A 24,117-nucleotide genomic window follows, 5' to 3' on the forward strand; every position below is an offset into this window, starting at 1 on the left:
TCTATTAATATTTTAAATGTTATTTTTTTATTTGTTGTGAATCTACTAATTTGTAGTTAGAGATTTTAAAATTTTCATTTAGCCACTGAAAATACATAGGATTATATTTTGGATTTAAATGTTCGGAAATTTGTTTTCCAATAGTAGATAATTCATAAAACCCAGGGAATCTAATATTAAAATTATTGGTTAGTGCTTCAAAAATCATTCTCTTATCAAAATATCTTACTAAAACTTTCTTTTTATCTAAATTCGAAATTTCTTGAGACATAGTATTTGGTAAAATTAATCCTAATGTTTGTAATTCTTGAAATATACCATAATGAATACCTTCTAAATCAATTTGATTGAAATAAGATTCACTATTAAAAAAAATTTGTTCAGGAATCATGTAATCGTTAATGCATAATACGCAAACTTTTTCAAATAATTCTAACTCTGATTTTCCAAGCATTTTTAATGTTTGTAATGTTCTCATAGAATAAGTTCCTGGTTTATTGTACTCACCAGCTATTATTTTTGCTATTAATTCTTGCATTTCCTCATTTGAAACTGTTTTTGCATGATCAATAGTATTCCAAAAAAAATCGTTATCAATTTTAATATCATTAGGTTTTCTCTCGTCTATATATTTAGTACTCTTAACGGCAATATTTATTAAGTTTTCAGTACTTCTCATATATTCAATATACTGCATTCCAATTATACCATTATCTTTTGCTTTTTCATATTCGTCATGAATTATTTTTTTTCTAACTTCACCTTCGGCTGCCCATTTGCTTAAGCGAAAACCAACAGCTTTATCTATTATAGTTGTAAACAAATTTGTATTAGCTACTCTTGAAGCACTTTCAATTGCTGTTAACAATGATTTTGGGTCTGTCATGATTTATTTTTGATACTAATTAATTGTACATAAAGTCTTAATATTTATTTATACGTACACAATTAAAAATAGTTTCATTTTTATCATTTAAAATTTCTAAATCTAATGTTTTTCAAAATCCAATAACTTATTAACATAGAAAACAAATTCAATTTTCTTATCTAATTTTGTAAAATGATAACCCCCGATCAACTAGATAAAATATTTACAATTTTTAAGCAGGTTAATTCCAACCTACATGGAAATGTGCAATTATATAATCCAGCTTATAAGTATAGGCCTAATGACATAGTAAAACTTGAAAAAGACAGAAAGATAACTGCGGTTTGGTTGGATTTTGAATCGGTTAATGAATGGAAATTAAGAATCCTCTTTAAACGCCATAAAGAAGTACCCCACCAATTTTTTATAAAGCAAGTAAATGATTTTTATAGAATAGGGTGGAAGGCTATTTGATTAAATCGCTATAATCTTCAGGAAGCGTAGCGTCTATATCTCTTAAATACTTTTCTAAAGCTGTCATGGTTGTATGGCCAGTAATTAGCATCAATTTACTTTTCGCTTCAAATGGAGTTGAATTTTTAATTAATTCGTTGTACAATTTTGTAATGTATGTATGTCGAAAACTATACAAACCATAATCTTCGCCTAGTTTAAGAGGTTTTTTAATGACCTCGTTAAAACGTTTTGAAAAATAATCTCTTTTATTAGTTTCTTTAGTTGCCCAATCACCACCAATAGAGTTGGGTGTAAATAAAAAATATTCTTGATTTATAGTATTTAATTCAGGTAGTTCCTGGATCAGAACATCAGGAATAATTTTTACTTTGTCAATTTTGTTTTTAGCACGAACAAATAGTTTTCTTTCTTCAATGTTTATATCTTTTATTTTCAATCTTACGACTTCCACTGGTCTTAAAAAATTATAGGATATAAACTGAACGAATAATTTTAAAATCAAATCTTGATTTAGTTTTTCAAAAATGGCTTCTTCTTGCTTTTTTGAATAGGTTTTATTTCGTTCGGTTTTTGTCTTTAAAATTGGAATTTTAGAAACAAAATTTGTTTTGATAATTTCATCATCTTCAAGAAGCTGAAATAAAGCAGATAAATTACTACGAGTATTATTTCTATTTCTAGCACTCGTTTTTTCTAAAATTTCATTTAGATAGATGGTTACAATCTTCTTATTGATATGCTCAATAGATAATAATTCATGGATTTGATTATCATTTAGCCACCTAACAAATTTGTTAATTCTAATTTTAAAATCACTGTAGGAGTTTTCAGAAAGTGTGTTTTTCTTATTTTTTAAAGCGTAGTCTACAGCTTCTTTTATAGTATATTGTTTGATTTCTTCGTCTAAAAGACTTTTCTCATAAGGATTGAAACCATTTTTTAATAAGTTTTCTATGGCCCAACATAAGTTTTTTGCAGCTTCTTTTCTTTCGTGAATAGAAGAATACTTATTAATACCAGCATAAATGGGAGTTTGTCTTTCTAATTTGCCACTATGAGGATTACGGTAAGAATAGTAAACATACCATCTTTTCTTGATATCGCCTTTAGCATCGTAAATTTTAGGTTTAGAGAATAACTTCAAATCGTATGCGTTTTCGTATGCGTTTCCGTATGCGTTTGTTAAAATTAGCTTAGTTAAGGACATAAAAAAAGCGGTTTTAAATTTCTTCAAAACCGCATAAAATCTAATGTTTTTAAGTCCTTGACTTTCGTAGCGAAGACGGGAGTTGAACCCGTGACCTCAGGGTTATGAATCCTGCGCTCTAACCAACTGAGCTACCTCGCCATTATTGTTGGTTGTGCATCTCTCAATGCGGGTGCAAATATATAATTAATTCTCTTTAGTGCAAATATTTTTCCGTAAAAAATTTTATAAAAAAAAATCTGATTTTTTCTTTTTGGTTTTTTAGATTATTCTCTATATATTTCCAAAATAAATTTTTAAAAATGGAAGTTAAATTAAAATACGAACTAGAATTCCCCATTCATGCCTCGCCTTCATTATTATATCAATATATATCCACTCCTTCTGGTTTATCTGAATGGTTTGCAGATAACGTTAATTCGAGAGGAGAACTTTTTACCTTTATTTGGGACGATTCCGAAGAGAAAGCAAAGCTTATTGCTAAAAGAACTGGAGAACGCGTAAAGTTTCGTTGGTTAGACCAAGACGGTGATGATACGGATTACTTTTTCGAAATTAAAATTATGGAAGATGAAATTACCAAAGATGTGTCTTTAGTAGTAGTGGATTTCTCTGAAGAAGATGAAATGGAAGAGTCAAAATTACTATGGGAAAATCAGGTTTCTGACTTGAAACATGTGCTAGGTTCTGTGTAAAACTCAATTTTATAAAGTATATTTGTCCCGATTTTAATCGGGACTTTTTTATTATGGTAAATTTTAATGGAACTATTCTAGAAGATAGTAAGGTATATATTGAAAGCAATAGAGGTTTTTTATTTGGAGATAGTGTGTTTGAAACAGTTAAAGTTTTAGACAAAAAAGTCTTATTTTTAGAAGACCATTATTTTAGATTGATGGCTACCATGCGTATTTTTAGAATGGAAATCCCAATGTCTTTTACTATGGAGTTTGTGGAAGAGCAAATTTTACTTTTGGTGGAATCCCAAATGCAGTCTGCAATGTCTTATCGCGTTCGCTTCTCTGTTTTTAGAGAAGGTACGGGTTTTTATTTGCCTAAAACCAATGAAGTGTCTTATTTGATTACTATCTTGCCTTTAGAGAGTGAAATCTATTATATTAAGAAAGGGGCTTATGAGGTGGAATTGTACAAAGATGCCTATGTGACAAAGCAATTGTTTTCTTCTTTGAAATCTAATAACAAAATGATTCAAATTACGGGAAGTATTTTTGCTGCTGAAAATGGATATGACAATTGTTTATTACTTAATGATGAAAAAAATGTCATTGAGGCTTTACAGGGTAATTTGTTCATGCGTATGGGAACTACATTAATTACTCCACCTGTAACAGAAGGATGCTTAAATGGTATTATGCGTAAGCAAATTTTAACCATTGCAAAACGATTGGAGGGTTATGAAGTTGTTGAAAAATCAATATCTCCGTTTGATTTACAAAAAGCAGACGAATTGTTTATTACAAATGTAATTGTAGGAATACAGCCTATCACTAAATATAGAAAAAAGGAATATCAGATACTTTTAGCAGAAGAATTACTGTTAAAATTAAATGCGTTAATTCGTCTTAATTAAGAATAGGGTCTGAAGGAGCATTAGAAAACAATACATATTCACCTCCTTGTTCTTGAATTTTTTCCTTCCAAAAGGATTGTGAAGATTTTGAAAGCAACTCACTTTTTTGATTGTTTTCAGTGATGATCCAAGAATTCTCTTTCAATTCATTTTCTAATTGATTTACTGCCCAACCGCTGTATCCTAAAAAGAAGCGAATGTTATGTTTTGAAATTTCGCCTTGATTAATAAGTGTTTTGGTGGTTTCAAAATCACCACCCCAATAGATACCATTCGCAATTTCAATGCTACCAGGAATAATATGTGGAATGTTGTGAATGAAATATAAATTGTCTTGTTCAACAGGGCCACCGTTGTAAACTTTAAAAGACGCATTAATTTCTGGGACCAAATCGTTGATACTATATCCTAAAGGTTTATTAAGAATAAAGCCAACAGATCCGTCAGTATTATGCTCTGCCAATAAAACTACCGATCGGTTAAAAGAAAAATCGCCTAGCGTGGAAGGTTCTGCTATCAGCAAATGTCCTTTTTTGGGTAAAACTGATATCATAAGCAAATTATTTTTACCTAAAATTATCAAAAAATCTTTACAAAATCAAATATTTGAAGCATAAGTTTAAAAAAAAATCCCGTTTTCACGGGATTTTTAAGTTGTATGTAAAAAAATATTATTTGTTTACTGCTCCGTCTAATTCAGCACCAGCTTTGAATTTAACTACATTTTTAGCAGCAATTTTAATAGTCTTACCAGTTTGTGGGTTTCTACCATCTCTAGCAGCTCTTTTAGATACAGACCAAGAACCAAATCCTACTAATGAAACTCTTCCACCTTTTTTCAAAGTTCCTTCCACGTTGCTTAAAAATGATTCTAAAGCTAATTTAGCAGCTGCTTTTGTAATTCCAGCAGAAGCTGCCATTGCATCGATTAATTCTGATTTGTTCATAATAAAATGTTTATTAATTTGGTTAAACTTAATTATTTCTACACAAATTTAGTCGTATAACTGAATTGTGCAAGTGTTTGCTGTGATTTTACCTTAAAATGTTAATAAAACATGTTTTTTGTTAATAACCTCTTACTTTTTTTACAAACAAATGTTTTTTCTTAGTGTTTGCAAGGCTTAAAAAGCCATTGCATTTTCTGAAAATTGAATTCCATTTAAGAGTTCACCAGTTTCCATTTTTCTTTTTCCAGGGAATTGTAAACTTTTTACGTAAAGATATCCATCAGTAACCGCAATTTTAAGTTCTTTTTTGGTAGCTAAAATTTGACCAGACAAATGTTTGTGATTTTCTTTTTCAAAAACAACGTTATACAATTTTACATTCCATTCGTTTTCACCATCTTTAAAAAAGGTCCATGCGGCTGGATAAGGATTTAAACCTCTAATTAAATTATAAATTTGAATTCCCGATTTACTCCAATCAATTTTACAATTATCTTTATTGAGTTTATAAGCGGTTTTGATTGCTGAAGTATCTTCTTGTAGTGTCGTTTTCACATCTCCTTTTGAAATGATGCTTAGTGTTTCTAAAACAGCTTCACTTCCTAAATGCATTAAACGATCATGAAGCGTACCTACTGTTTCCTCTGAACCAATTGTTGTTTCTTTATGAAGTATCATAGCACCCGTATCAATTTTGTCGTCTATAAAAAACGTGGTAACACCAGTTTTAGTTTCTCCGTTTATGATAGCCCAATTAATAGGAGCAGCACCTCTATATTGTGGTAATAAAGAAGCATGTAGATTAAAAGTGCCATACTTAGGCATCTTCCAAACCGCTTCAGGAAGCATCCTAAAAGCCACAACAACATTTAAATTGGCTTCTAAGCTTTTTAATTCAGATAAAAATTCTTCTGATTTTAAATTAGTAGGTTGTAATAAGCGTAAATTTTTTTGTAAAGCATATTCTTTTACAGCACTAGTACTTATTTTTTGACCTCTACCAGCAGGTTTGTCGGGAGCGGTAATAACACCTACAATGTCATAGTTGTTTTGATATATAGTGTCGAGAATGCCTACAGCAAAGTCAGGTGTTCCCATAAATACAATTTTTAATTTTTCCATTCTAATATATAATATTGATTGTAGGTATTAATGGCTATTTTGTTGTTTTCAAGTAGCGTTTGTATAGCAAAGATAACTTCTTCTGTTGTTTTATCAAGACGATTTTCTATTTCTCTGGAGCTAAGCGGTTCATTTTCTAGTAAGGAAAGAATTTGTGATATGCCTTCTTCTGATATTTTGTTTTTTTGACTTACACAATAGGAACAAATACCACAGTTTTTTGTTTTCTTTTCGTCGAAATACTGCAGTAAAATACGACTTTTGCATTGGTCTTTAGAAATGAAGTTAATCACGCTTTTTAATTGGTTAACTTTAATTTCATTTTGTTTTTCTAAAGGTTTTGAGATTCGATTAATAGTTAAAGCATCTTCTCTTACTTCATTAAAAGTAATTCGACTGTCATTATTTTGAATATGCAATACAATTGTATGGCTCTTCTCTAAATCGGTTATCGTTTTCAAGACTTCTTTCTCGTTAGTTCCAGATTTTTTGGCTACGAGACTTATGTTGATTAAAGTTTCTATTTCAAAAACGCCTGGATACGTTCTTAAAATACTCGTAATAATTTCTTCCGATTTTGGATGTAAACTCATGTATCGAATTACTTCCTTGCTGGGAACCGTAAATTGAAGGCTCACTTTTTCTGAATATTCATTTTGCAAGGTTATTACGCCTTGTCGGTCTAAATACTGCAAGGCATTAAACGTTTTAAGTACGGGAAAGTTGTATAGCGAACAAAACTGATTTAAATTGAAATTAAAAGATTCATTAAAACCTTCTCCATAGGCAATTTGAAAGTAGTTATTTAGCCTAATATATATATCTTTTAAAAAGGTTTTATCTGGAAGAGAAGATAAAAATTGTTTTTTGGCAATATCAATATCACCCACACTAACAAGAAGTATTCCAAATGCTTTCTCGCCGTTTCTTCCTGCTCTTCCTGCTTCTTGGTAATAATTTTCTAAACTCTCTGGAAGTTGAATGTGAATTACAGTTTTAACATCAGGTTTGTCAATTCCCATTCCAAAAGCATTGGTAGCCACCATGACTTGTACTTTGTTTTCTAACCAAAGTTGCATGTTACTTTCTTTTTCTTTTGCTGGCAAACCACCATGAAAATAAGTGCTTTTTAGTCCTAATGACTGTAATTGACCTGCTATTTCTAAACAAGATTTACGATTGCGAACATAAATGATGCTCGATTGTGTATTTTTGCTTAAAATTTGCCTAACCTTGTATAATTTATCTTCTGTTTCAATTACATGATAGGCTAAGTTACTTCTTTCAAATGACTTTTGAAACCGAACAGGGTTTTCTAGAGCCAAATGTTCAATAATATCTTCTTTAACCCGTTGGGTTGCAGATGCAGTTAAAGCTAAAAAAGGGACTCTAGGAAAATGGTTTTTTAAATCTTTAATATTGAGATAGGAAGGTCTAAAATCATGTCCCCATTGACTCACACAATGCGCTTCATCAATAGCGATTAAATTGATAGGCAATCGTTTTAGCCTTTCTATAATCCAATCTTGCTGCATTCTTTCTGGTGAAAGATATAAGAATTTGTAATTGCCAAATTCACAATTGTCTAATAAATCAATGGTTTCATTTTGAGTTATGCCTCCTAATAAAGAAATGGCTTTTATGCCTTTGTTTTGTAAATTTTGTACTTGATCTTTAATAAGTGCAATTAAAGGTGAAATGACCAAACAAATTCCGTCCATTTGCATGCCTGGAATTTGATAACAAATCGATTTTCCTCCGCTGGTAGGTAATAATGCAAAGGTGTCTTTACCTTCTAAAACAGCATGAATAATTTCTTCTTGAAGCGGTCTAAAAGAGTTATGCTTCCAATAGGTTTGAAGAATTTGTAAAGGCTTAGACATTTTTTAATGGTAATTACTGGGGCTAAATTTACTAATTATTTCTGAATGAAATCCATTAGAAAAGCCACGCGTTTTTCTACCGTATCTTTAGGCACATGAATTAATTCATACCCATATGTTTTGTAGGTTTTTTCTAAATGCAATTGAATTTGAACTGCTTCTTCAAAAGATTCATATCGCTCATTGTCACTGGTGTATATTTCTTTCCAAGGCGGTAATACAAAAACTTTAGTGTAGGTGTGTGCTAAACAAGCTTGATGAAATTGTTCGGGATAGCTGTCTCCAATAAAATTCATATAGGCAATTACATCAGGTAAACCTCTGTCAATAAATACTACTTCGGCCTTTTCTTGAATGGCTTGATGGTATTGATGAATGCGTCCTTGTAATAATAATTCACTAAATAAAAGTGGGTTTTCAAGAAATAATTGCTCAATTCCATCTTGTTGTGCTTTTTGAATTACTTCTCTTGATATTTCTGGATAACAAATGTATCCTTTTTGAGTTAATGCATTAATTAAAGTGGTTTTGCCAGAACTTGGGCCACCGATCAAAACAATTATTTCTTTCTCCATTCCCTTAAAACTAAAACGCAAAAGTAAGTTTTTTTTAAAAATCTAATCCATATTTCAAATTTATGTTCTTCAAAATATTTATTCTTAACTTAAAAAAGTATATTTGCTACTCTAAAAAAAATGAAGATGGATAAGAAAACGGAAGACTTTTACATTCGTTTGAAAGAAGAATTGGCAAATACTTCGATGTGGCCAACAGAATATTTATTTAAATTTATTGTTCCTTCAAATGCTGAAAAAGTAGAAATAGTTGAAAATGCTTTTAATGAAATGGGAGCAGTTATTAATACAACACAGTCAAAAACAGGAAAATACACTAGTGTTTCTATTAGTGTTCAAATGAAAAGTCCACAAAGCGTTATTGATAAATATCAAGAATTATCTGTTGTGGAAGGAATCATATCATTATAATTATGGAAGTAAAAACGGAAGCAGTATCACAATTGGAATATAATTCATTGCGTGAACCATTAATTATTCCTGAATATGGAAGACATTTACAGAAGTTAATCGATCAGGTTACTGAAATTAAAGATAAAGAAGAACGCAATAAAGCCGCTAAATACGTAATTTCGGTGATGGGTTCTTTAAATCCTCATTTAAGAGATGTGCCCGATTTTCAACATAAATTATGGGATCAGCTGTTCATTATGTCTGATTTTAAATTGGATGTAGATTCTCCTTATCCTATTCCTTCACGAGAGGTATTAAATCAAAGGCCTGAGATATTAAATTATCCGCAAAATTTTCCTAAATATCGTTTTTACGGAAATAATATTACCTATATGATTGATGTAGCCATGAAATGGGAAGAAGGCGACTTAAAAAGTGCTTTAATTCTGGTAATTGCTAACCATATGAAAAAATGCTATTTGAGTTGGAACAAAGAAACAGTAGAAGATGAGGTTATTTTTCAACATTTGTTAGAATTGTCAGATGGGAAAATCAATTTGTTTAAAACCAATGAAGAACTTTCTAATTCACATAATTTAATGAAAGTGAATAAAAAAGTATCTAATAAATCTCAATTTAATTCTGGAAATAAGAATACGAACTCCAAAAATCACAAAAAGAAAACCAACAATAACACTAAAAACCACAAAAGGAATTAATTTTCATGGGAACATTTAAAATTGAAGGTGGAAAACCACTAAAAGGTGATATTACTCCACAAGGAGCTAAAAATGAGGCATTACAGGTTTTATGTCCGGTGTTGTTAACCTCAGAAAAAGTTAGGGTAACCAATATTCCAGATATTATTGATGTCAATAAATTAATAACCTTACTGGGGAATTTAGGTGTTAAGATTCAAAAAAATGGAGCAGGAGATTATACTTTTCAAGCAGATGAGGTTAATGTTGATTATTTAAAGACTGAAGCATTTAAGAAAGAAGGTGGAAGTCTAAGAGGCTCGATTATGATTGTTGGCCCTTTGTTAGCGCGTTTTGGTTGTGGATATATCCCAAAGCCAGGAGGAGATAAAATTGGACGTAGACGTTTAGACACGCATTTTGAGGGCTTTATTAATTTGGGAGCCAAATTCAGATACGAAAGAGAAGATCATTTTTATGGTGTTGAAATCGATGGTAAATTACAAGGAACGTACATGTTGCTTGATGAAGCGTCAGTTACTGGAACGGCTAATATTGTTATGGCGGCTGTTTTAGCAGAAGGAACAACTACTATTTATAACGCAGCTTGCGAACCTTATCTACAACAATTGTGTAAAATGTTGAATTCTATGGGAGCCAAAATTCAAGGTATTGGTTCCAATTTATTAACCATTGAAGGTGTTGAAACTTTAGGGGGTTGCGAACATAGAATTTTGCCTGATATGATTGAAATTGGTTCGTGGATTGGTCTTGCTGCAATGACTCGAAGTGAAATTACCATAAAAAATGTTAGCTGGGATAATTTAGGACAAATTCCAAACGTTTTCCGTAAACTAGGAATTACATTAGAAAGAAAAGGAGATGATATTTATATTCCTGCTCATAAAGACGGTTATAAAATAAAAACCGATATTGATGGTTCTATTTTAACGGTAGCCGATGCACCATGGCCTGGTTTTACTCCTGATTTATTGAGTATCGTTTTGGTAGTGGCAACTCAAGCAGAAGGGGATGTTTTAATTCACCAAAAAATGTTTGAAAGTCGATTGTTTTTTGTGGATAAATTAATTGATATGGGTGCCAAAATTATGCTGTGTGACCCTCATAGAGCGGTTGTAATGGGACATAATTTTCAATCACAATTAAAAGCGACTACGATGAGTTCACCAGATATTCGTGCGGGAATTTCGTTATTAATTGCGGCCTTAACGGCTAAAGGATCGAGTACGATTCAAAATATTGAGCAAATTGATAGAGGTTATGAAAGAATAGACGAACGCTTAAGAGCGCTTGGAGCAGATATCGTGAGAGTCTAATATCTTTTCTAGATAAAATAAAAAAATCCAAATTCTTTTTTTGAATTTGGATTTTTTTATGTTTTTTTTTGATTAAAAACGCAAGCCAAATAAAATTCCGTCTCCTTGGTAACCATTTTGATAGGCTCTTACATAATCAATGCGTAAAAATCGGAATTTACCAAAACCAATATTATCAAAACCTACACTAAACTCCTGATACGGTTTTACGTTTGGAACATTAATTTGGTGAAAACCACCTACTAAATTCCATTGCAATTTGTTTAATAATGGAATTTTATTCATAATATATCCTTTAAAATTATGTTGTAGGTGCGTTTCTATATAAGCATCATTAGTAGAATGCGTATAATAAGGCAATAAATTAAAAGCATTCGTATAATTTCCTCTGAAATTCACGTGGGTTTGATTTCCATTGAAATGTTTGTAGTCGATAAAAGAAATATTGTCCGCATTAAAGAATTTTCCACCTCTAATGTTAAAGTCAAATTCTCCTTTGTTTCCAAAAGTTTTACTGTAATCTATTCGAGCCGCTACAAAATCATAATTGTAATTGGATGCACTACCTCCAAATGTTTTTTCGTAAGAAAAACTAAGAATGGGATAGTTATCATTTTGTATATTAATTTTCCCATCTGGTCTAGAAATATACTTTTGTCCAAAAAGAATACGAGTTGAAATTCCAGCTTTATACAAACTATGTTTAGTAAATCCAGAAGTATAGTCAAAAGGATTTAAAGGATCATTAGAAGTGTATACATCATCGTTTTTAATAAGTGTGTAATCAGTAGTATTAAAAAGAGAATGTCGGTTTTCATAGGAAAGATTTGCGTTGATGAAAATTCCGTTGACCAATTCTTGTCCGTACTTAATTTCAGCAAATTCTTTATTGTACAATTTCATAAAGTTGTTTTTAAAGAAAAGGGTACTTACCGTATTTACAAAGTTAGGAATCGGTTCGTTGCTGTTAAATTGACTTACAGTGCTACCACCAGAAAGAGATAGGTTCGCGTAATTTTTAGTATTAAATCGGTGGAAATATCGACCCACAACGCGTAATCGATCTTCTGAAAAACCATAATTGAATTTTGAACTTATAGAAGTAAATTTACCGGTTTCTTCGTTCCATTTTCTAAAAGAAAAACCACTATCTAAATTCCATCCTTGAACGGTATTAAAACTTATAGAAGAGAAGTTTAGTAGTCCGTCGTAGGAAAAATTCCAATTTTTAAACGAATTTTTATAAGTGTATCCAGTTATAATATCAAAAACTTTAAACGTATTTGATTTCGCATCGATAGAGTCTAAATACGTTTGAGATTTACGAATGGTTTGTATGCTGTCTTTTTTGGTATAATTACTTACTTCTTCATCTGTAAGCGGAACAGGTCGAGTCGTTTGCCAAAACGTATCTTCTTTTTTATTTGCATTTTCAGCAAATGTGACAATTTCTTTACCAAAGGTTTTTTTGTCGAAGTTCTCTTTAAAGTTATAATTACTAAAAACATGAGTGAATTTCCCAGTGAATTTCATTCCGAAAATACCAGCATCAAAATCTAACGATTGTACATTTTTGACCCAAAGTTTTTCTTCCATATTATAGCTAAAATTTTGAAGGAGTTTCATGGTTTCTAAAATAGGTTGTTGCATGCGATATCCTTTAATATCTAGATCAATACCATAAATGGCCCAAGTATCTTCAACAATATAAATATAACCTTCAAAAACAGGTTCTTTATCTCTTTTAGGTGTTACATTAATTTTATTGATTAATTGTTTTTTATCATCATAAAAAGAACTTTCTAATTTGTATCGGTAATAATTAAAAGCGTTGTCAGCAATAGGTGAAATCATGTTAATGCCAAAATCTACATAATTTTCATAGAAATCATAATTGGTATTCAATGCGGTGTTATAACTAAATCCGTTATCGTTACCAGCTATTTTGGAAGCAATGATTTCTTCTTTCAAATTATTAGGTTTCTCAAATTTAATTTTGGAAACCGTTTCTGATAAATAAATAACACCACTTCTTGTGGAATCTAAACTTCCATCTAAATCGCCAATTTCAACACCCATAAATTTTTCAGGTATATCTTTCACTCTAAAAATACCTCTAGAATAGAAATCGGCTTCGAATTTATCGGTTTTATCGGCATTGATTTTTTTATTTGCGATGGCTTTTTTGATAATCTCATCTGCTGGATTGATACCATTTTGTACCACAACCTCATTCAATTGGAAATCTTCTTCTTGAAGGGTGACATCGTAGATAAAAGGGTTTTGCGTAATGTTTAAGACATGTTTTTGAGTTTTGTAACCAAGGTATTGAAAAAGCAAGGTGACATTTTTAGCCGTATTTACATTCAATTCATATTTACCATTTTCATTTGTAGTGGTGCCAATGTACGTGTTTTCAATATAGATATTTACATAAGGAAGTGGATTGCCATTAGAATCAGTAACAGTTCCTTTAATTTGAGCTGAAAGAAAACTAGTTATTAAAATGAAGGCTAGCGTAATTTTTTTTTTCATGTTTGTTATACGTTTATACAATAGAAGACGAGTTCGCTTAAAAAAAGGTTGTACGTTATTATAAAAAAGATTGAACGGCCAACTCGTAACTTTGTAAGCCAAAACCAATTATAACACCTTTTGCATTCGGGGAAATATAGGATTGATGTCTAAATTCTTCTCTTGAAAAGGTATTGGAAATATGTACTTCAATGACAGGAGTTGTAATTCCTTTAACGGCATCACCAATGCCTATTGAAGTATGTGTATAAGCACCAGCATTCAAAATGATACCATCATATGAAAAACCATAAGCATGAAGTTGATCTATGAGTTCGCCTTCAATATTACTTTGAAAATAAGTAAAAGATATTTTAGGAAATTTACTTTTTAAAGTAGAAAGATAAGTTTCAAAAGTTAAGTTTCCATAAATTTCAGGTTCTCTTTTTCCTAATAAATTGAGATTGGGACCATTAAGTATTGCTATTTTCATATTTGCTTTAGATTTCAAGTAAAAATAAAAAAACCATTCGTTTGAAGAATGGTTTTATCAAAAGTTTATGATTTAATACATACAATTTTAAACTTTTATTTGAATTTTATTTTCAGAGAATTCTAAAAGTTAAATAGAATAGATTAATATTTTTTCTAATTAATTTACCTCTTAATAGATTGTTTTATAGTGGTTTTCACTTTTAAATAAAACCAACTTTAAATTAAAATTTGAAGTCTTTTTAACCCTTAAAAGTTAGAATTTTGTAAGATTTATAATGAAATTAGTGTTAAAAAAAGTTTATTTTTAGTAAATATCAATTCTAAATAAAAACACAACTAATTGATTTTCAATAATTAATATTTTTTTAAATAAAAAAAAAGTTAAATATGAAACAATTTTTGTAAGAATCTTAAAAAAAATAATATAAATTTGTTATATAACTAAAATTTAAAAAAATGAAAAAATTATTATTTGCTGCTGTTGCAGTATTCGCATTTGGTGCTGCTAACGCACAAGAAGTGAAATTTGGAGCTAAAGCTGCTTTGAACTTGTCTAACGTAACTGGTGATGTTGAAGACAACTCTATGAAAGTTGGTTTTCAAATTGGTGGTTTAGTAGAAATTAAAATTTCTGATAAATTTGCTGTTCAACCTGAATTAGTTTATTCTGCTCAAGGTACTAAATATGATGGAGACGGTAATCCAAAATTAAATTTAGATTATTTGAATATTCCAGTAATGGCAAAGTTTTATGTAGCTGAAGGATTTAGTTTAGAAGCAGGACCACAAGTTGGTTTCTTAATGTCAGCAAAAGTAAAAACTGATGCTGGTGATACTGATTTTAAAGATTTCGTAAACTCAACTGATTTTGGTCTTAATTTTGGTGCTGGTTACGATGTAGCTGAAAATATCAACTTAGGAGTAAGATATTCTTTAGGTTTAAGCAATATCAACAAAGAAGATGCTGTAGGTGATATTAAAAACAGTAACATTGCTTTAGCTTTTGCTTACAAATTCTAATTTTAGAATACAATATTTTAAAAACCCGCAATCTTGCGGGTTTTTTTATTATCAATTTTTTTTGTATTTGTTTAAAATTTTATTCTAATTTGCAGCAACGATAAAGAGAGATTAATTCGTTTTACAAACTAAAATTAAATGAATGAAAAGAGCACTACTTATTGCTATCCTTTTTAGTATTGGATTTTCATATGCACAACAATTCAAATTTGGAACCAAAGTTGGGGGCAATTTAGCAACAATTCCTATTACCTTTTCAGGTACTGATCTTACATTGGTTACAGTTCCAGATAATAAAATGTTCATTGGTTTTCATGCGGGTGGTTTTATTGAAATGGGAATTTCAGAAAGGATAACTTTCCAATCTGAGTTATTGTTTTCATTTGAAGGTTCAAAATATGAATCCAATGCTTCTGGTTCAGATTTTGGATTTGATTATACTGAAAATTCGAAATCGACTATTAAAACGAGCTACATTCATTTTCCTTTTTTGCTTAAATATTATCCTACATATACCTTGTATTTTAGTGCTGGACCTAAAGTGGGTGTCTTAGTTATGGCAAAACAAGATTCAAATTATACGTATACCTCAAACGGGAATACTGAAATTGAATCTATAAAAGGAGAAGATGTTAAAGATCAATTGAACCGTTTAAATATAGCGGCGTCTTTTGGTGCCGGTTATTTCTTTACCGATACTATTTTTGCAGAGATACGATATGATCTGGGCTTGTCTAATGTTTATAAAGACATTAAAGAAGAATATAATGGTGTGCAGTATACTTTCGAACCAAAATCTAAAATAAATAATTTGCAAATTTCTTTAGGATATAGATTTTAATTTTAGAATACAATTTTTTAAAAACCCGCTATCTTGTGGGTTTTTTTATTTTAAATGATGAAGTTAAAAACATAAGTGTTTTGTTTTTTGTATTTTAGTTATATAAAAACTTAGTTTTATTAGTCTTATAGTAAAATTTTTAAAATTAAATAAACATGAAAAAAGTAGTATTTGCCGCAGTTGCAGTAGTTCTGTTTGGAATTTCTTACGCTCAAGAAGTAAAGTTTGGCGCTAAAGGAGGTTTAAATTTATCAACTCTTTCAGGTGATGATGACACTGCTATGAAAGTTGGTTTTCAAGTAGGTGGTTTTGCTGAAATTAGTGTTACTGAGAAGTTTGCTATTCAGCCTGAACTCTTATATTCTACACAAGGAACTAAATATGACGGAACCGGCGATCCATCCTTACATTTAGATTATTTAAACATTCCTGTCATGGCTAAATTTTTTGTAACTGAAGGATTAAGTTTAGAAGCAGGACCACAAGTAGGGTTCTTATTGTCTGCAAAACTTAAAACGGATGCAGGAGATGCAGATTTTAAAGAATATGTGAATTCTACAGATTTTGGTCTTAATTTTGGTGTAGGTTATGATGTAACAGACAACATTAGTTTAGGAGTAAGATATGGTTTTGGTGTTAGCGATGTAAATAAAGAAGGGAATAATTCCATTAAAAACAGCAACTTTTCATTTGCTTTAGGATACAAATTCTAGTGCTTTTTTAATGCAAAAAAAATAATCTCGTAATTTACGGTATTTTTTTGTGTTTGATAATTAGAGACTTGCGATTTTTATGTTTTTTTTAATACTTTTTTTCTTGCTCGAATGCATTAATTCTATAAATTCGCTTTCTCAAATTTCTAAAATTAAATAAAAAATGAAAAAATTATTATTTGCTGCTGTTGCAGTATTTGCGTTTGGTGTAGCTAATGCACAAGAAGAATCAAACGGAGGTTTTTCTAATGGAGATCTTTATGCTACAGGTTCATTAAGTATTTCAAGTACTAAAATGGGAGATGTTAAATCTGATGGTTATTCTTTTGCTCCAGGTGTTGGATATTTTGTAAATGAGAACATTGCTTTAGAGGCTGGTCTTATTGTTAACAAAGCTACAATGGAATTTGAAGGTGATGAATTTGAAGCTAAAGGTTTCGGTGGTTCTGTTGCTGCTAAATACTACTTTACTCCATCAAACAAATTTTCTTTCTTTGCTGGTTTAGGTGTAGGATATTTAACTCAAAAAGTTGGTGATACTGATACAGTTGATTTTAATACTTTATCTGTTGCAGCTATCCCAGGTGTTAACTACTTCGTAAGTGATAATTTCGCTTTACAAGCTTCTTTAGGAGGAATTGGTTATTCATCTTCAAAATTTGATGTTGATGGAGCTGAATCAACAAATACTTTTGCTTTAGGTCTTGACTTAACAAATGTTAACTTTTCATTAATTTATAAATTCTAATTTGTAAATTATTAAATAATTAAATCCCGCTTTTTAGCGGGATTTTTTGTTTAAAATAGCTTTGTTTTTGTTTAAAATTTACTTGCGTATATTAAATTTATCAATAGTTTTGCAGCCATAAATTTTTATAACGATTTCAAATGAAAAAATTAATTTTTGTCCTGTTACTACTTGCTCTGAATTGCTTAAATGCACAAAAAAGAAGTAAGGATGATGTTGAGTTAACGCCAATTCTTGGAGTAGCATTTTCTAATTATTATGGAGAAGATAGATTGGAGAATCAAAATCTTTCTAGTACTCAATTTGGAGTAGATTTAGATTTCTTTTTTAATGATAGATGGAGTTTAAGATCGGGTTTGCTTTTTCAAACGATGGGTTCAAAAGTAACTAGAAATTATACAGAGAAATTACACTATGTAACTTTTCCAGTAAATGCGAATTGGCATTTTGGCTCCACTAGAAGATGGAATTTAAATTTTGGACCTAATTTTAGTTTTTTAACTGCTGCAGAAGGAAATGGAGTAGATTTAAAAGACGAAGCAAATGGGTTTCAATTCGGATTAGCTTATGGTATTGGTTATAAAATTGAAATAAATGAAAAATTCAGTCTTTTGATTGATTACCAAGGTATAACAGGTTTAACTGAAGTTCCAAAAGATAATTATTATACGATTAAAAACACCTATGGTTCTTTTAATTTCGGAGGTGTTTTCAAATTATAAGTATAAAAAATCTCAAGTTGAACTTGAGATTTTTTTTGCAATTATTTTGATACTTTTGAAGTATGAATAATTGGAACACCTATATCAAAGAATATCAGCATTATTTAAAATTAGAACGTGGTCTTTCTCAAAATACTATTGAGAATTATACTTTTGATATTGAAAAATTAGTTTTATTTCTTTCTGAAAATTCAATTTCGGAAAGTCCTTTAACAATATCTGAAGAGACAGTACAACAATTCATTTATAAAATAGCATCAGAAGTGAATGCTAGAAGTCAATCGCGTATTATTTCTGGATTGAAAAGTTTTTTTTCCTATTTGGTTTTCGAAGATTACAGAGTAGATACACCAATGGAATTAATTGAAGTACCTAAAACAGGTAGAAAACTTCCCGATACGCTTTCAGTTCAAGAAATTGATGCTTTAATTCAAGCCATTGATTTGTCTACTTTAGAAGGTGAACGCAATAGAGCTATTTTAGAAACTTTATATAGTTGTGGTTTGCGTGTTTCTGAAATAGTAAACTTAAAGATATCAGACTTATTTTTTGAAGAGGGTTTTTTAAAAATCACAGGAAAAGGGAATAAGCAACGTTTTGTTCCCATTGGTAGTACAACTGAAAAATATATATCTATTTATAAAAATCAAATTCGAAATCAAATTAAGGTGCAAAAAGGGTATGAAGATACCTTGTTTTTAAACCGTAGAGGAAAACAATTAACAAGGGCTATGATTTTTACTATTATTAAGGATTTAGCTTCTAAAATAAATTTGAATAAGGTGATTAGTCCACATACGTTTAGGCATTCCTTTGCCACTCATTTGTTAGAAAATGGTGCTGATTTACGTTCCATCCAATTAATGCTTGGTCATGAATCTATAACAACCACTGAAGTGTATATGCATTTAGATAGAAAATTTTTGACAGAAGTGTTACAAAATTATCATCCAAGGAAATAAAAAAGCATTACAAACGTAATGCTTTTTTATTTTAGGTTTAGAATCTAAAACCAACGCCAAGTTGGAAGACAGAATTTTTTGAATCAGTATTTTTAATTACTTCTTTTAAACTGTAAGTGTATCTAGCAGAAATAAGGAAATTATCTATATTGAAAGAAACACCTCCAGCTAATGCGGTATCGAAACTATTTACATCGTTATTAATGCTAGCACTATTTTCAGATTTAATTTTTTCATTGATTTTAAATCCAAATTGAGGTCCAGCTTCCACGGAAAAAACTTTTCCAATGTGGATTTTGGCTAATACGGGTACGTTGATGTAATCGATGCGATACTCTTGTGTGTAATTTTCGCCTAAAAGCGTAGTGTAATTGTTTTCAAAACCTTGTCTGGAATAAATAATTTCGGGTTGCAAGGATAAAACTTTTTTAATTAACGGAACTTCACCGAAAAATCCAATGTAATAACTGGTTCTTGGATCGGCACCTTCATTGAAATCTCCTTTAGTAACTGTAGAATAATTTAAACCACCTTTGATTCCGAAATTTTCTGAATCTCCGTTTTGAGCTAAAATTACCTGGGTCATAACGAATGCAAAACATGCAAAAAGAACTTTTTTCATATAAATTTGTTTTAATGTTGCATCTTTTTATACGTAAAAATCGTGCCAAAGGTTTTTGTTTCTGCATATTTATAGAAAACCAAAAGCGCTTTTCGAACGAAAAGCGCTTTTGGTTTTTAAATGTTTTAGAAAATTATTTTGCGATATTTACCGCTCTAGTTTCTCTAATAACTGTTATTTTAACCTGACCTGGATATGTCATTTCCGTTTGGATTTTTTGAGAAATTTCAAAAGATAAATTAGAAGCTAGTTCATCGGATACTTTTTCACTTTCTACAATGACACGAAGTTCTCTACCTGCTTGAATTGCATAGGCGTTTTTAACCCCATTAAATCCAAAAGCAATGTCTTCTAAATCTTTTAGACGTTGGATATAAGAATCTAATACTTGTCTTCTTGCACCAGGACGTGCTCCAGAAATGGCGTCACAAACTTGTATAATGGGAGAAATTAAATATTTCATTTCAATTTCATCATGGTGAGCTCCAATAGCGTTGCATACTTCTTCTTTTTCACCATATTTCTCGGCCCATTGCATTCCTAAAATAGCATGTGGTAATTCACTTTCTGTATCGGGTACTTTTCCAATATCGTGTAGTAAACCAGCTCTTTTTGCCAATTTTACATTTAAGCCTAATTCAGCAGCCATAATACCACAAAGATTAGCTACTTCTCTAGAGTGTTGTAATAAATTTTGACCATAAGAAGAACGGTATTTCATTCTACCGACAATTTTAATTAATTCAGGATGTAAACCATGAATTCCTAAATCAATAACGGTGCGTTTACCAACTTCAATGATTTCTTCTTCTATTTGCTTTTGCGTTTTAGCAACAACTTCTTCAATTCTAGCTGGGTGAATACGTCCGTCAGTTACTAATTTATGTAAAGCCAAACGTGCAATTTCTCTTCTTACCGGATCAAAACAAGATAAGATGATAGCTTCAGGAGTATCGTCTACAATTATTTCTACACCAGTAGCCGATTCTAAAGCTCTAATGTTTCTTCCTTCACGTCCAATAATTCTTCCTTTAACATCATCTGATTCAATATTGAATACAGAAACACAGTTTTCAACAGCTTCTTCAGTTCCCACTCTTTGAATGGTGCTAATGATGATTTTTTTAGCTTCTTGTTGTGCAGTTAATTTAGCTTCTTCCATAGTGTCTTGAATGAAAGACATAGCGTTTGTTTTGGCTTCTGCTTTCAAGCTTTCTACCAACTGGTTTTTAGCTTCATCAGCAGATAAGCCAGAAATAACTTCAAGTTGCTCCACTTGGCTTTTGTGTAGCTTGTCTATTTCCTGTTGTTTCTTTTCTAGAAATTCAATTTTAGCATCATAGTCTGCTATTTTTTTCTCTAAATCTTCATTTACTTTTTTGCTTTTCGCTAATTCATTAGAAATTTGAGATTCTTTATCTCTAGTTCTTTTTTCAGCTTCAGCCATTTTCTTATCTCTAGATAAGATTACTTGTTCGTGTTCTGCTTTTAATTCTAAAAACTTTTCTTTTGCTTGTAGAATTTTATCTTTTTTAAGTGATTCCGCTTCTGTTTTAGCATCTTTTAAAATGGAACCTGCTTCTTTTTTAGCATTTTTGATAAGGTTTGAAACATTGCTCTTTTCAAGAAATTTAGCAATTCCAAAACCTAAAGCAAGACCTGCGATGATTCCAATTATTATACTTAGTATGTCCATAGTTTGTTAAATAAATTATATAAAAAAAGCCTACATTAGGTGTTTGTATAAACTCGTAAAGACAAGTTTTGAGCTAACTCGCATTTCATGCTTCCCACTGAAGGGCTTGCAATAGTTACGAAGATTCACTCATTTTAATTTGTTAGTGTTGAGTTTATCAAATATATACTAATGTAGGCAGTATCTTTGTTTGTATGTAAGAACGTTTCTATTTATAGAGTAAATCACTCACTTTTTTATCTAAATTCCTTAAACGCTGTAATGCTATTTCATACTCTTGTGAGTTGTCAATTTGTTTCTGTTCTGTTTGTGATGCAAACTGTAGCGCACACATGGCTAAAACATCTTGTTTGTCTCTCACGGCATAGTTTTCTTCAAATTCTTTAATCATAGTATCGATTTTTTTAGAAGCTCTTCTTAATCCTTCTTCTTGCGATTCCTCAATGGTTAAAGGATACACGCGGTCTGCAATCGATATTTTAATTTTTAATTTTTCACTCATGCCTCTCTAATCAGAAAGTTGTGCTATGCAATAATCAATTTCTCGTATTAATGAATTTATTTTGAGTTTCGTTTCTCTTTTATTTTCTTCACTGCCTAATAGTGAATTTACCATCTTCAAATTATCAATATTATCTTTCAATTCAGTTATTTCAACCGCTTGTTGTTTTTGAATATCTTCAGAAACTTTAATTTTTTCAACTAATTCTTTGTTCATTTTTTCAAGATGCACCAATTTTTGGTTGAGCTTGAAAAATTTAATTTCAAGAGAATCAATTAGTTCAGATAATCCATTCATCAATGATAAAATTCATTTCTATTTCTACAAAATTAGTATTACTATTGGATAATAACAATACTTTTTGTAAAAAATTATATTTTTATTTGTATTTTTTTTAATATTTTGATTATTAGTTACTTATAAAAAGCCTCTGTTTCCTTCTTAAGATATAAGATTTTTTATTATTTTAGCCTAAATATACTATACGCACATGAGACTTATTATTATCCTATTCTGTTCTGTTTCCCTATTTGGGCAAACTAATTATCCTGACGGCTTTATTTCTCCATTATCTATTCCTATAGATGTATCTGGTTCTTTTGGAGAATTACGTTCCAATCATTTTCACGCTGGTTTAGATATTAAAACCAATAAAAAAGAAGGCTTGCCTGTTTTTGCGGTAGCCGATGGTTATGTATCGAGAATTAAAATTTCAACTTTTGGTTATGGAAAAGCAATTTATATAACACATCCTAATGGTTATGTTTCTGTGTATGGGCATTTACGAGAAGCAAATGGAGCCATTGAAGCATATATTAAAAAACAACAGTATGCTCAAAAATCCTTTGAAGTAGAAATGTTTCCAAACGCAAGTGAACTAAAGGTAAAACAAGGTGATGTGATAGCCTTTTCTGGAAATTCTGGTGGAAGTGGTGGGCCTCATTTGCATTTTGAATTTAGAGATGTTAAAACAGAAAAAATAGTCAATCCTTTGCATTTTGGTTTTACTAAATTTGTTTCCGATAAAAGAGAACCTTTTTTACAAGGAATAATAGCGTATCCTATGGATAGTGCTTCCGTAAATAAATCCCAAAAACCGATTGCAATTTCGTATAGTAAACAAGTGGATGGCTCGTATTTAGCTTCTAAAGTGTTTACTAATGGGAAAATAGGTTTTGGAATTAATGCCTATGATTATTGTACTAATCCCTACAACAAAAATGGATTGTATAAAGTGAATGCTTATCTAAACGGAGTGTTGTATTATCAATATGACTTTGAAACGTTTTCATTTGACGAATCGAGATACATTAATAATTTAATTGATTATGAACGCTATAAAGAAATGAATCAAAGAGTACAACGATTATTTCATTATAGTCCATATCCTTTGTCTGTGATTAAGTTTAGTAAAAACAATGGCTTTATCAATACGCAACCTAATGCGAGTTATAATTATAAAATTGAATTATTTGACTATCATGGAAATAAAACAACTATTATTATTCCCATTGAATATCAAAATCAACAAGCCACTATTTTAAAAACAGAAACTGCAAAACCGTATACCTTGCGATCCAAAGTTGAAAATAATTATACTAAAGACAATGTGTCTATCTATGTGCCAGAGAATGCTTTTTATGATGATTTTAAGTTTGATTTTGAAGTAAAAGATGGTGTATTGCGTTTTTCAGAGAAAAATATTCCTATTCAAAAAAATATTACCATCACTTTTAATGATGTCGAAGATATCCCTACTAATCTTTTGGATAAAATGTTTATAGCATCTGTAGAAGGGTATAAATTGTATTATAATAAAACTTATAGAAAAGGAACTACTTTTTCCACTCGTGTAAGAGATTTGGATACTTACAAATTGGCCGTTGATACGATAGCACCAAGAATTTATAATGTGAACTTTGTAGAAGGAAAAGATTTGAAAAATCAAAAAACCTTAAGTGTGTCTATTGCAGATAACCTATCGGGAATTGATACTTATAATGCCTATTTAAATGGAGAATGGATATTAATGGAATATGATTATAAGACTAAAAAGCTAATTCATACGTTAAGTGATAATAAGTATATAAAAGGTAAAAACGATTTTAAAGTTGTAGTAACCGATAATATGCAAAATTCAGCTACCTTTGAGTCGCATTTTTTTATGAATAATTAAAGTTG

General features: G+C 30.4%; 26 protein-coding genes and 1 tRNA gene. 13 read left to right on the plus strand and 14 right to left on the minus strand.

What is annotated here, in order from left to right; genetic code table 11:
- Nucleotides 1-19: 19 nt before the first annotated feature.
- Nucleotides 20-886, minus strand: a complete 867-nt coding sequence (locus tag NHF47_RS07200; RefSeq protein WP_252764291.1) for a DUF2806 domain-containing protein — start codon at nt 884-886, stop codon at nt 20-22.
- A gap of 174 nt (nt 887-1,060) precedes the next feature.
- On the opposite strand from NHF47_RS07200, the gene NHF47_RS07205 reads away from it, so the two are divergent.
- The gene (locus tag NHF47_RS07205) at nt 1,061-1,342 is read left to right on the plus strand and encodes a hypothetical protein (protein WP_252764292.1); all 282 of its coding nucleotides are present in this window, start codon (nt 1,061-1,063) and stop codon (nt 1,340-1,342) included.
- Here the strand turns inward: NHF47_RS07205 and NHF47_RS07210 are convergent.
- Nucleotides 1,335-2,552, minus strand: a complete 1,218-nt coding sequence (locus tag NHF47_RS07210; protein ID WP_252764293.1) for a tyrosine-type recombinase/integrase — start codon at nt 2,550-2,552, stop codon at nt 1,335-1,337. The two genes, NHF47_RS07205 and NHF47_RS07210, sit on opposite strands and share 8 nt — an antisense overlap.
- A 67-nt stretch (nt 2,553-2,619) precedes the next feature.
- Nucleotides 2,620-2,693: transfer RNA gene (locus tag NHF47_RS07215), tRNA-Met, on the minus strand.
- A gap of 161 nt (nt 2,694-2,854) precedes the next feature.
- Here NHF47_RS07215 and NHF47_RS07220 point away from each other — a divergent pair.
- Both NHF47_RS07220 and NHF47_RS07225 read left to right on the plus strand, forming a co-directional pair.
- Nucleotides 2,855-3,247, plus strand: a complete 393-nt coding sequence (locus tag NHF47_RS07220) for an START-like domain-containing protein (protein ID WP_140997555.1) — start codon at nt 2,855-2,857, stop codon at nt 3,245-3,247.
- Nucleotides 3,248-3,300: 53 nt separating this feature from the next.
- Nucleotides 3,301-4,143, plus strand: coding sequence for an aminotransferase class IV (locus NHF47_RS07225; protein ID WP_252764294.1), 843 nt, complete (start codon nt 3,301-3,303; stop codon nt 4,141-4,143).
- Here the strand turns inward: NHF47_RS07225 and NHF47_RS07230 are convergent.
- From NHF47_RS07230 to NHF47_RS07250, 5 genes are all read right to left on the minus strand, one after another.
- Nucleotides 4,136-4,696 carry a YqgE/AlgH family protein gene (locus tag NHF47_RS07230; protein ID WP_252764295.1) on the minus strand — a complete coding sequence of 187 codons (561 nt, stop codon included), beginning with the start codon at nt 4,694-4,696 and terminating at the stop codon, nt 4,136-4,138. The two genes, NHF47_RS07225 and NHF47_RS07230, sit on opposite strands and share 8 nt — an antisense overlap.
- A gap of 118 nt (nt 4,697-4,814) precedes the next feature.
- The gene (locus NHF47_RS07235) at nt 4,815-5,090 is read right to left on the minus strand and encodes an HU family DNA-binding protein (protein ID WP_140997552.1); all 276 of its coding nucleotides are present in this window, start codon (nt 5,088-5,090) and stop codon (nt 4,815-4,817) included.
- 177 nt (nt 5,091-5,267) lie between these two features.
- Entirely contained in the window at nt 5,268-6,215 is a 948-nt protein-coding gene (gene fmt / locus NHF47_RS07240; RefSeq protein ID WP_252764296.1) for a methionyl-tRNA formyltransferase, read from the minus strand.
- Nucleotides 6,203-8,098: an ATP-dependent DNA helicase RecQ gene (locus NHF47_RS07245; RefSeq protein ID WP_252764297.1), complete on the minus strand. Its 1,896-nt coding sequence runs from the start codon at nt 8,096-8,098 to the stop codon at nt 6,203-6,205. Before NHF47_RS07245 ends, fmt begins: the two co-directional genes overlap by 13 nt.
- A 35-nt stretch (nt 8,099-8,133) precedes the next feature.
- Complete coding sequence (locus NHF47_RS07250) at nt 8,134-8,673, minus strand: AAA family ATPase (RefSeq protein ID WP_252764298.1); 540 nt, start codon at nt 8,671-8,673, stop codon at nt 8,134-8,136.
- A 126-nt stretch (nt 8,674-8,799) separates the two neighbouring features.
- On the opposite strand from NHF47_RS07250, the gene NHF47_RS07255 reads away from it, so the two are divergent.
- From NHF47_RS07255 to murA, 3 genes are read left to right on the plus strand one after another with little or no spacing between them, the layout of a single operon-like run.
- Entirely contained in the window at nt 8,800-9,084 is a 285-nt protein-coding gene (locus NHF47_RS07255) for a DUF493 family protein (protein ID WP_140997548.1), read from the plus strand.
- A 2-nt stretch (nt 9,085-9,086) separates the two neighbouring features.
- A complete protein-coding gene (locus NHF47_RS07260; RefSeq protein ID WP_252764299.1) occupies nt 9,087-9,785 on the plus strand; it encodes a DUF4290 domain-containing protein in 699 nt (232 codons plus the stop codon).
- A 5-nt stretch (nt 9,786-9,790) separates the two neighbouring features.
- Nucleotides 9,791-11,101, plus strand: a complete 1,311-nt coding sequence (gene murA / locus NHF47_RS07265) for a UDP-N-acetylglucosamine 1-carboxyvinyltransferase (protein ID WP_140997546.1) — start codon at nt 9,791-9,793, stop codon at nt 11,099-11,101.
- Between the two features lie 72 nt (nt 11,102-11,173).
- Here murA and NHF47_RS07270 read toward each other — a convergent pair whose 3' ends face one another.
- Complete coding sequence (locus NHF47_RS07270) at nt 11,174-13,636, minus strand: DUF5686 and carboxypeptidase regulatory-like domain-containing protein (protein ID WP_252764300.1); 2,463 nt, start codon at nt 13,634-13,636, stop codon at nt 11,174-11,176.
- A 58-nt stretch (nt 13,637-13,694) separates the two neighbouring features.
- The gene (gene aroQ / locus NHF47_RS07275; RefSeq protein ID WP_252764301.1) at nt 13,695-14,108 is read right to left on the minus strand and encodes a type II 3-dehydroquinate dehydratase; all 414 of its coding nucleotides are present in this window, start codon (nt 14,106-14,108) and stop codon (nt 13,695-13,697) included.
- Nucleotides 14,109-14,566: 458 nt separating this feature from the next.
- On the opposite strand from aroQ, the gene NHF47_RS07280 reads away from it, so the two are divergent.
- From NHF47_RS07280 to xerD, 6 genes are all read left to right on the plus strand, one after another.
- Entirely contained in the window at nt 14,567-15,130 is a 564-nt protein-coding gene (locus tag NHF47_RS07280) for a porin family protein (protein WP_252764302.1), read from the plus strand.
- A gap of 142 nt (nt 15,131-15,272) precedes the next feature.
- Complete coding sequence (locus NHF47_RS07285; protein ID WP_252764303.1) at nt 15,273-15,971, plus strand: porin family protein; 699 nt, start codon at nt 15,273-15,275, stop codon at nt 15,969-15,971.
- Nucleotides 15,972-16,126: 155 nt separating this feature from the next.
- Nucleotides 16,127-16,684, plus strand: coding sequence for a porin family protein (locus NHF47_RS07290; RefSeq protein WP_252764304.1), 558 nt, complete (start codon nt 16,127-16,129; stop codon nt 16,682-16,684).
- Between the two features lie 163 nt (nt 16,685-16,847).
- On the plus strand, nt 16,848-17,432 hold the full coding sequence (locus tag NHF47_RS07295) for an outer membrane beta-barrel protein (RefSeq protein WP_252764305.1): 585 nt from the start codon (nt 16,848-16,850) through the stop codon (nt 17,430-17,432).
- Between the two features lie 140 nt (nt 17,433-17,572).
- Nucleotides 17,573-18,154 carry a porin family protein gene (locus NHF47_RS07300; protein WP_252764306.1) on the plus strand — a complete coding sequence of 194 codons (582 nt, stop codon included), beginning with the start codon at nt 17,573-17,575 and terminating at the stop codon, nt 18,152-18,154.
- Between the two features lie 62 nt (nt 18,155-18,216).
- Nucleotides 18,217-19,116: a site-specific tyrosine recombinase XerD gene (gene xerD / locus NHF47_RS07305; protein WP_252764307.1), complete on the plus strand. Its 900-nt coding sequence runs from the start codon at nt 18,217-18,219 to the stop codon at nt 19,114-19,116.
- Nucleotides 19,117-19,153: 37 nt separating this feature from the next.
- Here the strand turns inward: xerD and NHF47_RS07310 are convergent, their stop codons facing one another.
- The 4 genes from NHF47_RS07310 to NHF47_RS07325 all read right to left on the minus strand — a co-directional run bounded on the left by NHF47_RS07310 (nt 19,154) and on the right by NHF47_RS07325 (nt 22,233).
- Nucleotides 19,154-19,738, minus strand: coding sequence for a porin family protein (locus NHF47_RS07310; protein WP_252764308.1), 585 nt, complete (start codon nt 19,736-19,738; stop codon nt 19,154-19,156).
- Nucleotides 19,739-19,871: 133 nt separating this feature from the next.
- Complete coding sequence (gene rny / locus NHF47_RS07315; protein WP_252764309.1) at nt 19,872-21,434, minus strand: ribonuclease Y; 1,563 nt, start codon at nt 21,432-21,434, stop codon at nt 19,872-19,874.
- 208 nt (nt 21,435-21,642) lie between these two features.
- Complete coding sequence (locus tag NHF47_RS07320; RefSeq protein WP_252764310.1) at nt 21,643-21,936, minus strand: cell division protein ZapA; 294 nt, start codon at nt 21,934-21,936, stop codon at nt 21,643-21,645.
- A 6-nt stretch (nt 21,937-21,942) separates the two neighbouring features.
- A complete protein-coding gene (locus tag NHF47_RS07325; RefSeq protein ID WP_252764311.1) occupies nt 21,943-22,233 on the minus strand; it encodes a hypothetical protein in 291 nt (96 codons plus the stop codon).
- Between the two features lie 193 nt (nt 22,234-22,426).
- On the opposite strand from NHF47_RS07325, the gene NHF47_RS07330 reads away from it, so the two are divergent.
- A complete protein-coding gene (locus NHF47_RS07330; RefSeq protein ID WP_252764312.1) occupies nt 22,427-24,112 on the plus strand; it encodes a M23 family metallopeptidase in 1,686 nt (561 codons plus the stop codon).
- Nucleotides 24,113-24,117 lie beyond the last annotated feature (5 nt).

The sequence above is a fragment of the Flavobacterium sp. NRK F7 genome, assembly GCF_024054195.1.
Classification (GTDB): domain Bacteria; phylum Bacteroidota; class Bacteroidia; order Flavobacteriales; family Flavobacteriaceae; genus Flavobacterium.